Origin of the sequence: Candidatus Sororendozoicomonas aggregata (assembly GCF_031528575.1) — a bacterium.
Lineage (GTDB): Bacteria > Pseudomonadota > Gammaproteobacteria > Pseudomonadales > Endozoicomonadaceae > Endonucleibacter > Endonucleibacter aggregata.
Genome location: NZ_JAVLSP010000004.1, coordinates 1 through 14251, shown reverse-complemented (window position 1 = coordinate 14251; position 14251 = coordinate 1). Strand labels below are relative to the sequence as shown.

11 protein-coding genes are annotated in these 14251 nt (G+C 47.0%); 10 read left to right on the top strand and 1 reads right to left on the bottom strand.

Translation table 11 applies throughout. The features are described from left to right. Positions 1 to 123: 123 nt before the first annotated feature. From V4C51_RS01280 to V4C51_RS01255, 6 genes are all read left to right on the top strand, one after another. Entirely contained in the window at positions 124 to 864 is a 741-nt protein-coding gene (locus V4C51_RS01280; RefSeq protein ID WP_330924311.1) for a hypothetical protein, read from the top strand. A 244-nt stretch (positions 865 to 1108) separates the two neighbouring features. Continuing rightward, the gene (argR, locus tag V4C51_RS01275; RefSeq protein ID WP_330924310.1) at positions 1109 to 1567 is read left to right on the top strand and encodes a transcriptional regulator ArgR; all 459 of its coding nucleotides are present in this window, start codon (positions 1109 to 1111) and stop codon (positions 1565 to 1567) included. 623 nt (positions 1568 to 2190) lie between these two features. Continuing rightward, complete coding sequence (locus V4C51_RS01270; RefSeq protein WP_330924309.1) at positions 2191 to 3921, top strand: ABC transporter ATP-binding protein; 1731 nt, start codon at positions 2191 to 2193, stop codon at positions 3919 to 3921. Between the two features lie 59 nt (positions 3922 to 3980). Continuing rightward, complete coding sequence (locus tag V4C51_RS01265) at positions 3981 to 5591, top strand: ABC transporter substrate-binding protein (protein WP_330924308.1); 1611 nt, start codon at positions 3981 to 3983, stop codon at positions 5589 to 5591. An 83-nt stretch (positions 5592 to 5674) separates the two neighbouring features. Beyond that, the gene (locus tag V4C51_RS01260; protein ID WP_330924307.1) at positions 5675 to 6655 is read left to right on the top strand and encodes an ABC transporter permease; all 981 of its coding nucleotides are present in this window, start codon (positions 5675 to 5677) and stop codon (positions 6653 to 6655) included. Next, positions 6652 to 7593, top strand: coding sequence for an ABC transporter permease (locus tag V4C51_RS01255; RefSeq protein ID WP_330924306.1), 942 nt, complete (start codon positions 6652 to 6654; stop codon positions 7591 to 7593). The genes V4C51_RS01260 and V4C51_RS01255 overlap by 4 nt, the downstream gene beginning before the upstream one ends. Before the next feature lie 537 nt (positions 7594 to 8130). Here the strand turns inward: V4C51_RS01255 and V4C51_RS01250 are convergent. Further along, positions 8131 to 8637, bottom strand: a complete 507-nt coding sequence (locus V4C51_RS01250) for a DUF2059 domain-containing protein (protein ID WP_330924305.1) — start codon at positions 8635 to 8637, stop codon at positions 8131 to 8133. A 440-nt stretch (positions 8638 to 9077) separates the two neighbouring features. Between V4C51_RS01250 and V4C51_RS01245 the strand changes: the two genes are divergently transcribed. The 4 genes from V4C51_RS01245 to V4C51_RS01230 all read left to right on the top strand — a co-directional run. After that, positions 9078 to 10169: an HlyD family secretion protein gene (locus tag V4C51_RS01245; protein WP_330924304.1), complete on the top strand. Its 1092-nt coding sequence runs from the start codon at positions 9078 to 9080 to the stop codon at positions 10167 to 10169. Between the two features lie 8 nt (positions 10170 to 10177). Beyond that, the gene (locus V4C51_RS01240; protein WP_330924303.1) at positions 10178 to 11713 is read left to right on the top strand and encodes an MDR family MFS transporter; all 1536 of its coding nucleotides are present in this window, start codon (positions 10178 to 10180) and stop codon (positions 11711 to 11713) included. 576 nt (positions 11714 to 12289) lie between these two features. After that, positions 12290 to 13390, top strand: coding sequence for an NAD/NADP-dependent octopine/nopaline dehydrogenase family protein (locus tag V4C51_RS01235; RefSeq protein WP_330924302.1), 1101 nt, complete (start codon positions 12290 to 12292; stop codon positions 13388 to 13390). Between the two features lie 362 nt (positions 13391 to 13752). After that, positions 13753 to 14251 (top strand): hypothetical protein (locus tag V4C51_RS01230; RefSeq protein ID WP_330924301.1); only part of this gene is annotated, 499 nt, incomplete at its 3' end.

Sequence of the window (14251 nt, the reverse complement as noted above, 5' to 3'; positions counted from 1 at the left end):
AAGATGGAACTCAATGGCAAGAAACGGAGTCTGAGTATGTAAGCAAACCAATATAAGGTTTTCAGACAGAAGAAGGTGGCATAGCCACTGAATCATAACTTAAGCGTCATGGAGGACTTAATTATGTATTCAACAACTTTACACCCTGTTCATGCATCTACGACTAAGGTATCAGCAGGTGTTGAGTCTGCCAGCGTTTTCCGTCAGCGCACGACTGAAAAAGCCCGTTCAGAGCCTGAGATTCCAGGTGGCATTCCAGGTGGCGATGTACTTAAGAGCGCCGTTCCTCTGGCTCTTCGTGCTGTAGCACCGGTTTCTGCCGTGTTTCTCGGCGCGTTGGGAATGTCCTTACTTGCAGGCAATCCTTTATTAAGCACTGTATTGGTGGCTGTTGCCCCCATGGCATCAGAGCTGGTCAACGGCCTTGCTGATTATATTGAAACGGAAGATTTCAGCAACCTTGAAGCTGCGCTTTTCAAAGCCGGAAACGCAGTGCTGCCAGGCACTGGGGAGTCAGGAAACAAGCGCGCGATGGTCTCTGGTATCGCTACTCCCATGCTAAAGCTGTTAGGTAGCCTGAGTGCTATAACAACACCAAGCCAGGACCATGACCATAAAGCATCTGAAGCAACGCCTGAAAGACCTGGAAAAAAGAAGCGGGTTGTAATGAAAAAAACACGAAAGCCCGTTAACTCGGCTAAAAAAAGAACAAAGGCAAAGGGTGTGAGGAAAACCCCTCAACCTGGGCGACGTGACTTACACCGTGGTATCGCGCCTGAAGACTGGGCTAAAGATACCCCTAAAAAAGTAAAGGGCTGGTTTTCAGATTACCTTGAGCACCCTGCAAGGGGCCTGCTGGTATAAGGCAAAGTATTCAAAACATGACATCAGAAAGAAAGACTGATCTCAAAGAAACGGGTTAACCTTTTTACACTGGATCCTCCACCGGTGTAAAAAGGTCAGCAAGCACAGTTTACTCCTGTAAACTGTGCTTTTTTTTAGTCGGCAATGACAGCTATTTGCCTATTTGCCTATTTGCCTATTTTCATACAGATAAATGGGTAAAGGGAGTATTCTGTGCATAATTATTCACTCGGTAAAGACACCCATGACCCATCCAAAACACGATGCGCTGATCAATGCCTTTAAAAAGATACTGAAAGAAGAGCGGTGTGGCTCCCAGGGACAGATTGCCAATCAGTTGCAGGCCATGGGTTTTGACAATGTGAGCCAGTCAAAGGTATCTCGCCTGCTAAGTCGCTACGGCGCTGTCAGAACCCGAAATGCTTTTGGTGAACTGGTGTATTGCCTGCCGCCAAAGTTAGGGAAAATGGACGCCAATATTGTGGTCAAGGATCTGGTAGAAGAGATTGCTCATAACCATGCATTAATTATTATTCGTACAAGTCCGGGCGCGGCTCAAATGATAGCCCGTCTACTGGACTCAGTTGGCCGCAGTGAAGGTATTCTTGGCTGTGTAGCAGGTGACGACACCATTTTTGTCGCCCCGGTTTGCGCCAATACGATTGAGCAGACAATGGAGCGTGTTAGGGAACTGTTTCACTAGGAGCCTGTCCGAGAATAGCGCCCGTAGCGAGGATTACGAGAAATTGAGGATAAAAATTTCTGCTTCTGAGGATAATAGTGGGGCTATTTGACGAAGAAGCAGGAATTTTTAGACCCATTTATCGCAACCGCAGTAGGGTAGTCTATTCTCGGACAGGCTCCTAGAAGCCTGTCCAGTTTACCCTCAGGCGAAAAGTGTGTCTTACTGAGGTTGGTGAACGCGGCGAGAGCGTTATTACTGATGACCGTAACGGCTGAATAGCCGGGCTGTATCTGACACAGAGGCCCATACAGGCAGCATCCGTATTAAAGTACCACCGGTATGTAGCCAGCTTGCCTTTTTGTGGGTGAGAGGCTAGATTGTACGCGGGGCAGCTGATACGGGCATTACCTGATAACCATTAAATAACCCATCCCCTGTGTCTTGCCGTGGGGCTCAACCGCTTAGGCTAAAAAAATACGCTTGTTTACGCGATCTTTGGTGAGCTTTTTTCGGAGAATCTCACTTTTTAATTTAACTCTCAATGATAACGATCGCTTTTTATTTTTTATCACTGAATGTATAGTGACTTTTCATTATGTGAACCATCTATTCACAAAATAACGATCGGTCACGGGGTAGCTATGCCGCTATTGACAGTAGAAGACCTACAGATTGAATTCCCATCCCGCAATGGGAATACTGTTGCTGTAAGGGGATTGTCATTTACTATTGAAAAAGGTGAAATCTTGGGGTTGGTGGGCGAGTCAGGTGCTGGCAAATCCACCGTCGGCAATGGGGTGGTTGATTTACTTAGCCCACCTGGCAGAGTGAGCGCGGGTCGCGTTTATTTGAATGATGAGCCAATCCATGGGCTTAATCCTGAAGCTATGCGCGCCGTGCGTGGCAAACGGGTTGGCTTTATTTTCCAGGATCCGATGACCTCATTAAACCCATTGCTCACCATTGAAACACAGCTGGTGGAAACCATTTGCACGAACCTGCAATTAGACGTACCAACGGCTGTAAAAAAAGCATTGGCATTATTAAAAGCGGTGGGAATACCGCAGCCACAGATGCGTCTGAAACAATACCCGCATCAGTTTTCAGGGGGAATGCGCCAGCGTGTAGTTATTGCGATCGCCTTATCCTGTGACCCGGAATTAATTATTGCTGATGAGCCAACCACCGCGCTGGATGTTTCTATCCAGAACCAAATTCTTGAATTAATTCGCGCCTTGTGCAAAGAACGTGAAGTGGGTTGCCTGTTGGTGACTCATGATATGGGCGTGATTGCCAATGTGACTGACAGGGTCGCAGTCATGTACAAAGGTGAACTGGTAGAGCTGGGTTCAACAACCCAGGTTCTGCGCGAACCGCGCCATGATTATACAAAAAGCCTGATTAGAGCCGTGCCAAGGGCAGACCGTAAATTGTATCGTTTTCCCAACGTCGACTATATCGAAAAGGCACAAAGCCACTCCATAGATATTAAAAGCCATTGGCTGGGTGAAAAAGAAACCGACCACGAGGAAAAAACCGGTGAAGCGTTATTGCGTGTAGAGGGTATTAATTTACACTTTGAAACACGATCGGCATTTTTTAAGAAAAACCGGCGTTATGTCAAAGCGTCAGATAATGTTTCCTTTTGTATTTATAAAGGGGAAACATTTGGTCTGGTGGGTGAGTCTGGCTCGGGTAAATCCACCATTGCCCGAATCATTGCCGGCTTGCACGCGCCTGACAGTGGCCAGGTGTTATACGGTGGTACTGATGTCAGCCGTTTAACGTCAAAACAGCGCCAGCCTTTTCGCCGACAGATTCAAATGGTCTTTCAAAACCCCTATACCAGTATGAATGCCCGAATGAGAATCAGGGACATTATCGCTGAACCAATACGCTTTCACCGTCTGGCAGGTTCTGACCAACAAATCACCGGTATTGTGAATGACCTGCTTGATCACGTGGGGATTGGAAAAAGTGCGGGGGTGAAATTTCCCCATGAATTCTCAGGAGGGCAGCGCCAGCGTATTTCCATTGCCCGTGCCCTTGCCACACGCCCCCGATTGTTAATTTGTGATGAGCCTACTTCCGCGCTGGATGTATCGGTTCAGGCACAGATTTTAAATCTGCTCAAGGATTTGCAGGATGAGTTAGGCTTAACATTATTGTTCATCAGCCATGATCTTCCTGTGATTCGCCAGATGTGCGATCGTGTGGGAGTAATGAAACACGGTGCGCTGGTAGAAATTGGCGAAACCGAAGGGCTATTTAATAACCCTGGCAAGCCATACACCCGTGAGCTGATTAACTTGATGCCCAGGATTGACCAGATTAACCGGGAGGATGCGGGAGGGGGGAAGCCTATCCATTAGCACTGACTGTTACTATCTAACAGCACAATTCTTTACAAAAAAAACAGGAGTAACCCGAAATGATTCGAACAATAAAACAGGCAGGCAAAGCTATCGCGGCCATGACTGTTCTTTTATCCGCCGCCGTGAGTGCGAATGCGTCAACACTTAATAATGCGTCAACACTTAACAACCCGGTAACACTTAACATTGCCTACGATTCTGATCCTGTTTCTCTGGACCCCCACGAGCAACTGTCTTCAGGCACGCTTCAGATGTCCCATTTAGTGTTTGACCCCTTGGTTCGATGGGGTGCTGACTTACAATTCAAGCCGCGCCTGGCCGAATCATGGGAGCAGATAAATGATAAAACCATGCGTTTCACCCTGCGTAAGGGCGTCACCTTTCACTCCGGCAACCCGTTGACCACAGCCGATGTCAAATGGACGTTTGACCGTTTGATGAACAGCCCTGATTTTAAAGCCATCTTTGAATCTTTTGTTGATCTTAAGGTCATTGACAATTACCGGTTTGATCTGATCACAAAAACGGCCTTTCCGCTGGTTTTGAATTCAGCCGCCTATATTTTCCCCATGGACAGCAAATTCTATTCCGGGCTTGATGATAAAGGTCAGGATAAAGGCTTGTTGAAAAAACACGGTGAAACGTTTGCCTCGCGTTCCGCATCTGGCACTGGCCCCTATATCGTCACAGAGCGCCAGCAAGGGGTTCGCGTGGAATTTAAACGTTTTCCCAACTACTGGGATAAACAGTCACCTGGTAATGTCACCAACATAGTACTGACCCCCATTAAAGAAGGGCCGACACGTGTTGCCGCGCTGCTCTCTGGTGATGTGGATTTTATTTATCCTGTCCCGCCAAACGATCATGTCCTTATTGATCGCTCTGCTCAAGCCGATCTTGTAACACTGGGGGGAACGCGCCTGATCCACCTTCAGTTAAATCAGAATCGTGTGGCAGCATTTAAAGATAAACGCGTTCGTCAGGCAGTGGACTATGCTATCAATAATGCTGGCATCGTAGAAAAAATCATGAAAGGCTTCGCTACTCCCGCCGGTCAGCAAAGCCCTAAAGGTTACGTAGGTCATGTGGAAGCGCTGAAACCCCGTTATGACCTGAAAAAAGCCAAAGCCCTGATGAAAGAAGCAGGCTACGAGAAAGGCTTTAGCGTCACCATGCTGGCACCGAATAACCGTTATATCAATGATGCCAAAATTGCCCAGGCTGTGGCTGCCATGCTGGCAAAGATAGATATCAAAGTGGATCTGCGAACCATTCCTAAGGCACAGTACTGGCCGGAGTTTGATGCCCGCTCTGCGGATATCATGATGATTGGCTGGCACTCAGACACCGAAGACTCCGCTAACTTTACCGAGTACCTGACAGCCTGCGCTGATAAAAAGACCGGTTGGGGACAATATAACTCAGGTGGCTACTGTAACCCGGAAGTAGATAATCTTGTCAAAGCAGCCGGTAAGGAAACAAATTCTGCTAAACGTGCCCGGCTATTACAGGATGTAGAACGTATTCTGCATGATGACGCAGCGATTATTCCATTGCACTGGGAGAATCTTGCCTGGGGAGCCAGTAAGGCATTTGCGGCAAAAGACGTGGTGAATATTATGAATATGCCTTATCTCGGCGATGCGGTAATGAAAACTAAAAACTAAAAACCAAGGGCAATATTCAGGCAGAGCAAAGGCATTGTCTATGAATGCCTTTGCGCCGACCTGCAGCCGAAGAAAGGTGTTCTATGCTGTTATTTTTATCCCGGCGGCTGCTTCAGGGGCTGCTGGTTATGTTTGTGATCAGTCTCATCAGTTTTTCTATTCAAGATAATCTCGGGGATCCGTTACGGGAACTGGTAGGACAATCAGTGTCTGAGCAGGAGCGGGAGGCACTGCGTGATGAAATGGGGCTGAACGACCCCTTTTTAACCCAGTACGTGCGGTTTATTACACAAGCTGTTCAGGGGGATTTTGGGCAATCGTACTTTTTTAAAGCGCCTGCATTATCCGTTATTCTGGAAAAACTGCCAGCAACCCTTGAGCTGGTTTTTGCTGCCAGTTTGCTGATTTTACTGATCTCTGTTCCCGCAGGTGTTTACTGTGCCATAAAACCGCGCAGTATCGTCACCAAATGTCTGCTGGGTTTTAGCATTCTGGGTATCTCGGTACCGGTGTTTCTCACGGCTATTTTCAGTATTTATTTTTTCTCCATTGAGCTGGGCTGGTTGCCTTCTTTCGGCAGGGGGGAGTTGGTATCTGTGTTAGGTCTTTGGGAGAGTGGACTGTTTACCAAAGATGGCCTGCTGCATTTGATTTTGCCAGCAGTGTCTCTGGCCGGCATTATGCTGCCGTTATTCATTCGTCTGATTCGCTCTGAAATGACTGAAGCCCTGCATACTGAGTATGTAAAATTTGCCCATGCAAAAGGCCTGAAAAAACACCGGGTTTACTTTGTCCATGCCTTTAAAAACACCTTGTTACCTGTGATCACGGTGGGTGGCGTACAAATTGGAACGATGGTCGCCTACACCATCTTGACGGAAACAGTGTTTCAGTGGCCGGGTATGGGCTTTTTATTTCTTGAGGCAGTAAACCGTGTTGATACCCCTCTGATTGTGGCCTACCTGATAGTAGTGGGCGCTATTTTTGTGGTGGTGAATACGCTGGTCGATCTGTTATACGGGCTGATTAACCCCACGGTACGCATTGCAGGGAGCGCAACATGAATGACGCCCCATTATCACCCATGGGCCTCTGGCAGCGATTTCGCCAGTCAGATATAGGTTACAGTTTTACCCGGGATAAAGTGGCCATAGTCTCCGCAGTGGTTTTTGTCGTGTTTGCTCTGGGTGCGCTGCTGGCTCCCGTTATCGCGCCAACGAACCCCTATGATATTTCAACCATTGATATTATGGACTCTGAGCTGCCCCCGGTATGGATGGAAGGGGGCGACTCACGTTTCCTGTTGGGGACGGATGCTCAGGGAAGAGACCTTTTCAGTACCATTTTGTACGGTATGCGCCTTTCACTGACCATCGGTGTCCTTGCTGTCTTATTGCAGGCGTTATTAGGCATTAGCCTTGGCCTGGCCGCAGGCTATTTTGGCGGCAGACTCGATAGCTTTTTGATGCGCTTAGCGGATATCCAGTTATCATTTTCCACGATGATGGTAGCCATTATTGTCCTGGCAGTATTTAAGGCGGCCTTTGGTTCGGAGCTATACAGTCAGCTAGCCATGCTGATGTTAATTCTGGTGATTGGTATTGCTGAATGGCCACAGTATGCCCGGACGGTGCGTGCCTCGGTACTTGCGGAAAAAAGGAAAGAGTATGTAGAGGCCGCTCAGGTCATGGGTTTTGGTGCAGGGCGCATTATGTTCCGGCATATCTTGCCAAACAGTCTGTCACCCGTGTTGGTTATTTCAACGGTTCAGATTGCCAATGCCATTATCAGCGAAGCGGCCTTGTCATTCCTTGGTTTAGGAATGCCAGTCACCCAGCCATCCCTTGGCGCTTTGATTGCCAGTGGTTTTGAGTATATTTTCTCTGGCAGCTGGTGGATAACCGTTATTCCCGGCATTGTGTTGGTGGTGCTTGTACTGGTACTTAACCTGCTCGGTGACTGGTTGCGTGACTGTTTAAACCCCAAGTTATACAAGGGCTAGGAGCCTGTCCGAGAATAGACTACCCTACTGCGGTTGCGATAAATGGGTCTAAAAATTCCTGCTTCTTCGTCAAATAGCCCCACTATTATCCTCAGAAGCAGAAATTTTTATCCTCAATTTCTCGCAATCCTTGCTAAGGGCGCTATTCTCGGTCAGGCTCCTAGGAGCTTGTCGGACTTAAGGCAATTTTGGCCTGAAATCCAAAAAGAGCGGCCATATTTTCCGGTGAATTTGCTTAAATAGGTCAACTATTCCCACAAATCCATCGAAAAATCTGACTCGCTCTACTGAATTTCATGCTCGAAAGCTTAAGCCCGACAGGCTCTTAGCCCGGATATTTCATAAACTGCCCTTAGAGTCGCAAGGAGCAAGCAAGGCCAGGAGCATGTTTATGAAATATCCGGGTTAGTAAGGCTAAGAAGCTATTGAAGACCTGGGTAGCTGTTCGCGGTCTTTTGTGAGTTCAAACCAATAAAAACAGCCTGTTTCGGGCTTTTCACAGAAGATTATGGACAGCTCCAGGCGTTAGATACCCCCTTATCTCGCAGCACTGTATTGGGCATCCTGCGCATCGATTGTTATCAGCATCTCTTGCTGGAGCTGTTTCAGCCTGGGCATAAATTGTTCGGTGACATGCTGAACGGCCTTTATCGTTGTTTCCCGCATTTGTGGCTGATGTTTGAGAATCTCCTGGCCTGCCTTGGAGGCAAAAAAACGGGTGGCTTCCTTCATGGTTTTTTCACTGTAGGTATTAATATAAGCATCAATAATAGGGGGAGTGAGGGTGGACCAGTTAACTTCAGCAGCCAGTACTTCCCGGATACGGCGGGTAAACTGGTCAATCACCGCTTTTTTTTCTGGTGGTACCTGAAGCTGGATTAACTGGTTGGCAATGATCTGCTCAATTTTTTCATGGGTTTTTTTCAGTATCTGCTCAGTGCCATTAACCCTCAGGAGTTTTTCAGCCGTTGCCCGCTGGCTTTTTTCACCAGCACTACAGAAGGCAGACAGCAACAACAGCAGGAGTGCTGCAAATCTTTTCATTATAACCTCATCCATCATGTGAAAAGGATGAGTATAGGCCAGTTTTTTTCAGGTTTTTGAAGGGCTGGCTAATGGCGGCCAGTTTTTCGTGGCTAGGAGCCTGATCGAGAATAGACTACCCTACTGCGGTTGCGATAAATTGGTCTAAAAGTTCCTGCTTCTTCATCAAATAGCCCGTTATTCTCCTCAGAAGCAGAAATTTTTATCCTCAATTTCTCGCAATCCTCGCTACGGGCGCTGTTCTCGGACAGACTCCCAGATGCAATAAGATGTCGTCAAGCAACAGTGTTTTCAATTTTAGTCCGGTACAATAAGTATAATACTGGCTTAAATGGGCGATCTGTATTGCCCTGGCTTTTTTATCCCATAAGAAAAACCAGATATTATTCAAAAGTAGTTATACTTTTGCACAATATCTGGTTGCTTGTTTCCAGGTAGTTATGTTCAGGCAATTATCAACAACAATCATTATCGCAAGCCTACTCATCCTGTTAACCATGGGGGGAGGAGGATACTGGTGGTTATCTGAAGGCCAGTATATTGAATCAACAGATAATGCCTACATTCATGCTGATAAAACGATGATTAGCTCAAAGTTGCCAGGCTTTATCGATGCTGGCTGGATCAAGGATAACCAACACGTTATTAAAGGAGATGAGCTGGCACGGATTGATCCTGATGAATATACTGCCAACCTGAAGTTGGCCCGGTCGCAAACGGCTGCTGCCCAGGCTGAGATGATGCGTGTGCGTGCGCAACTGGTATTGCAGGACTCAGTGATTCAAGAAGCCAGAGCGGTCATTGCGGCAAACCAGGTATCGTTAAAGCAAAGAATGGATGATGTCAGTCGTTATCAGCGTTTGTCTGGTGCCGGTTATAGTGCCAAGCGTGATCTGGAGTCCGCGCGTGTGGCAAAGGCAGCGGCTCGAGCTAAACTAAGCCAGGCCCAGGCTGAGCTTGATAGACAGCACAAACAAAAGCGCGTATTACAAGCACGACTGCAACAGGCCATAGCCACATCAAACGCGAAAGAAGCTTCACTGGAAAAAGCCCAGGCAGACAGAGATAAGGTCGTTATTCGTGCGCCAGGCGATGGTGTTATTGCCCAGCGGCTTGTACAAAATGGTGAGTTTGTCGGGGCAGGTACCCCCCTGTTTACCCTGATGAACATGAATAATGTCTGGGTTGTCGCAAACTTCAAGGAAACCCAGATCAGCCATATCAAACCCGGCCAGCCAGTAGCCATTGTTGTGGACAGCTTTTCCGGCCAGCCATTGACCGGTTATGTGCAAAGCCTGTCGCCAGGCAGCGGTGCTGAATTCAGCGTGTTACCTCCCCAGAATGCGACGGGTAATTTCACTAAGATTGTTCAACGTATTCCTGTAAAAATCATCATTCCAGACCATCAGGCTCTGGCAGGTAAGTTGCGCCCGGGTATGTCTGTCACAGTCACCATCAATACACAAGACAAGCCAATGGATTTATCCCTGCTGACTACCGGAGATAATAATGTTGCCGCTACTCCCCGATGAGACGCGCCATGGCGGCGGCTGACACCCAGCCGGTGAGTCCAGCGTCATGGCTGGCTGTTATTGGTGGTGTGATTGCCGCATTTATGGCGGTACTGGATATTCAGATCACTAATGCCTCATTGCGGGACATTCAGGGCGCACTGTCAGCGAGCACGGAGGAGAGCTCATGGATTTCTACGGCCTATCTGGTCGCGGAAGTCGTCATTATCCCAATGACAGGCTGGTTATCACGGGTTTTCAGTATTCGTCGGTACATGTTAGCTTCGGTGGCCTTGTTTCTGGTTTTTTCCGTTCTGTGTGGTTTTTCTTGGAGCCTACCCTCCATGATTGTGTTCCGTTGTTTTCAGGGATTGTTTGGTGGCGCATTAATACCACTGTCGCTTACTCTCATTATGATACTGCTTCCTGAAAAAGAGTGGTCAACAGGCATGGCTTTGTTTGCCCTGTCTGCTGTTTGCGCTCCGTCCTTCGGGCCTGCCCTTGGTGGTTGGCTGACGGAAACCTGGAGCTGGCAAATGATTTTTTTTATTAACCTGATCCCTGGAGGGGTGATGTTTTACCTCCTGTACCAGGGATTGCCCCGTCAGACCATGAACCTGTCGTTGTTAAAGCAAGGTGACTGGTTCGGAATTATAACCATGGCTATCGGTCTTGGCAGTTTGCAGGTTGTGCTTGAAGAAGGGAGCCTGAAAGACTGGTTTGAGTCTTCTTATATTGCCTTCATGTCACTACTTTCTGGTGTTGCTTTAATGGCGTTTTTGATACGTGAACTCACTTGCCAGCAGCCATTGATTAATCTTCGACTTTTTGCCAGCCCCCGGTTTGCTTTGGGTTCCCTGGCAAATATGGTGGTCGGTTTTTGTCTGTATTCAGCCGTGTATTTATTTCCTGTCTATTTGGCGAAAATCCATGATTACTCATCGATGCAAATTGGTTTAGTTATTATGTGGATGGGACTGCCACAATTTTTGATTGTACCTATGGTTCCCAAACTGGTAGAACGTTTTGGTAGTTCACAGGTATCCTTGACAGGTATAGTTATTTTTGCTTATAGCTTCTGGCTGTCGACGCGCTTAAGTCCTGATTTTGCTGGCCCGCAGTTTCATTTTATACAACTGATTCGTGCCATTGGTTTGCCTTTGGCAATGACGCCATTAATGCTATCAACGACCACAGGCATACCAGCCAGGTATGCGGCAGATGCATCAAGCCTCTTCAATATTGTCAGGAACCTCGGTGGGGCCATTGGCATGGCCGTGATGGCAACGGTATTGAGCAGCCGTACCCGTTTGCACGATGCTCGCATACGGGAAGCGCTCCCTGATACCACCGACAAAATCTATCAGGCTTATGTCGGCGTTCCCCATCTTGATCATCAAAATGTCCTGACACTTTTTTCCATGGAAATCCATAAGCAGGCATCCATTATGGCCTTTGCTGATGATTTTCTGATACTGACCTGGTTGATGTTTGTGGCAGGTCTACTCGTGTGGTTATCGGGTCGAAGCCTGCAACGGATCCAAACAGCTAAACCCGATGTTTAGTGTCTGACAGGCTCCTTGCTACCTCCATGGGGCGTAAGATCTGTATTTATTAACGGAGACTGTTGATATAGTTGATATAAGAGAACAGTAAATACGACTAAAGTCTATTATTGCGAAGCGTGGCAACGCACCGCCGCGCTCAGCTTTACCGTATAACCCATCTGCTTTAGTTGTCGCCTTTTTAGCCCGGATATTTCATAAACTCCCTTAGAGCCGCAAGGAGCAAGCAAGGCCAGGAGCATGTTTATGAAATATCCGGGTTAGTGCTTACCACTAATTACATTACTCCATCGTAAACCCATAATTGCCTTGGAGCCTGTCGAACTTATGCTTTCGAGCATAAAATTCAGTAGGGCGAGTCAGAATTTTCGATCAATTTGCGCGAACAGTTGACCTATTTAAGCCAATTGATCGGAAATTCTGGCCGCACTTTCTCGCACTTTCTCGCGCTTTCTCGCACTTTCTCGTATTTTCTCGCACTTTCTGAATTTTAGGCCGAAATTGTCTTAAGTCCGACAGGCTCCTTGAATAGCTCTTTGCTTATTCCTCAAAAGCAGTCATTCAGGAGTATTATCCATGAATATAACGGTAATTGGAGCGGGCCAGGGTGGTTTGGCCACTGCCGGTCACCTGACGCTTAAAGGTCATAAAGTGACCCTATGGAACCGATCCCTGGAAAAACTTCAAGCATTAAAGAAAATAGGCAGTATCACCATGGGGGGAGTCATCAACGGTACTGTTCAGTTAAGTGCCATCACCAGTAATCTTGAAGAAGCCATTAAAGGTGCTGACATCATTTCAATTATGATTACCGCTGATGGGTATGAAAGTATTGCTATAAAAATGGCTCCCTATCTTGAAGATGGACAAAAGGTGCTATTGAACTCTGCTGGCTTAGGAGGCGCTTTGTTATTTCAGGCAACGCTCAGAGGTACGGGGTATTGCCCAAAAATTACTGTTGCAGAAGCAGATAACTGCATATATGTCTGTAGATCGCCTGAAATAAGCAAAAGCCTGATTAAATCCATTAAAAAAATCATTTGTTTTTCCGTACTGCCGTTGGATCAGGCACAAGGGTTTCTTGATGTTATCCATAACCTGTATCCACAATTCCAGCTGGTTGATGACCCGCTAGTTAATGGCATCAGACATGTAAATGCCGCCGTTCATACTGCCGGTGTTATCCTTAATGCTGAGCGCATAAAACGAAAAGAAAACTTTAACTTCTATACCGAAGGAATTACACCGGCGATTGGCAGTTATATAGAAATGCTGGAAAAAGAAAGGATAGCCGTGGCCGAAAAGTTGGGGATATCCACACAAACAACCAGGCAGTGGTTACATTCAGTGTACAACCTGCCTATGGATGAGCTTTATAAAATGTTGCAGAATCACAATGCTTATTCCGAAGATATTCTAGCCCCAAAAACCTTTCAACATCGATTTATTCTCGAAGAAGTGCCTGCCAAGATGGTACCTCAGTTGGATATTGCAAGAATTCTGGATATTCCACAACCACTCACAACAAAGATCGCTAATAAAGCGTGTGAATTAACGGGAATTGACCTGTTTGCCAGCGGGCGAACCGTCGAAAAACTTGGCCTGACTGAAGAGGATATTTGTCGTTATGCCGAGCAAGGTATTGCTCCTTGCCTGGAGAGGATAAGTGTTCAGTAGTGGCAGTGAATAATGATCTGCCTGATTGAACTCAGCGATTATGGCAGCTAATAATGATGGTGTGTCGTTCTTTTCGATGCTAGGAGCCTGCCCGAGAACAGCGCCCGTAGCGAGGATTGCGAGAAATTGAGGATAAAAATTTCTGCTTCTGAGGAGAGTAGCGGGGCTATTTGATGAAAAAGCAGGAATTTTTAGACCAATTTATCGCAACCGCAGTAGGGCAATAGCGCAGTCTATTCTCGGACAGGCTCCTATTCAATGTTCAGCCAGAAATCTGTCGCCCATGTTAAGGGCTGTATGAAGCTATAACTGTAGCAGCCGATGGATAGGTAATCCCTTGTTATTTGTGCTGCTGCTTTATTATGCATTTTAAAAACAACAAGTCTTGTGATAATAACAATCATCCATCCCGGCTGGCATGTACCATCGCTGCCATCATTGCCTGTTATACAGCCCCTGGCCAGGCTTCCTCAACAACAGTATCCAAGTATGGATTAACAGTAAATCAGAGGCAGATGTGTGAAAGGTCAGAAGCCCCTGAAGAAAAAGCGGCTTTATGTCTGGCAAAATCACAGCCACTGTCTGACTTTTCAGGTCAGTCCTCCTCCTCTTATTATTTTGACGGACCCTACCCGGTGTTCTCTCTCGCGGGGCTGGAAGCATTTTATTATTATTTATTGAGCAATAAATACATATCTATGGCCGCTGCTGTGGCGGGCGCTGCCGCTGGAGCGGTGGCTATACCTAAAGATAATAAAAAGGAGCCTGATAACTCGACCCCATTAGATTCCGAGCCTGATGATACTGGTTCAGATAATTCCGGTGGGGTAGACAGTGGCGGTTCTGATGGGGGCGGTAATT

Bases quoted from the DNA above. Each gene is read 5' to 3' on its own strand.
- V4C51_RS01280 (WP_330924311.1), top strand. From the start codon at position 124: ATGTATTCAACAACTTTACACCCTGTTCATGCATCTACGACTAAGGTA.
- argR (WP_330924310.1), top strand. From the start codon at position 1,109: ATGACCCATCCAAAACACGATGCGCTGATCAATGCCTTTAAAAAGATA.
- V4C51_RS01270 (WP_330924309.1), top strand. From the start codon at position 2,191: ATGCCGCTATTGACAGTAGAAGACCTACAGATTGAATTCCCATCCCGC.
- V4C51_RS01265 (WP_330924308.1), top strand. From the start codon at position 3,981: ATGATTCGAACAATAAAACAGGCAGGCAAAGCTATCGCGGCCATGACT.
- V4C51_RS01260 (WP_330924307.1), top strand. From the start codon at position 5,675: ATGCTGTTATTTTTATCCCGGCGGCTGCTTCAGGGGCTGCTGGTTATG.
- V4C51_RS01255 (WP_330924306.1), top strand. From the start codon at position 6,652: ATGAATGACGCCCCATTATCACCCATGGGCCTCTGGCAGCGATTTCGC.
- V4C51_RS01250 (WP_330924305.1), bottom strand. From the start codon at position 8,637: ATGAAAAGATTTGCAGCACTCCTGCTGTTGTTGCTGTCTGCCTTCTGT.
- V4C51_RS01245 (WP_330924304.1), top strand. From the start codon at position 9,078: ATGTTCAGGCAATTATCAACAACAATCATTATCGCAAGCCTACTCATC.
- V4C51_RS01240 (WP_330924303.1), top strand. From the start codon at position 10,178: ATGGCGGCGGCTGACACCCAGCCGGTGAGTCCAGCGTCATGGCTGGCT.
- V4C51_RS01235 (WP_330924302.1), top strand. From the start codon at position 12,290: ATGAATATAACGGTAATTGGAGCGGGCCAGGGTGGTTTGGCCACTGCC.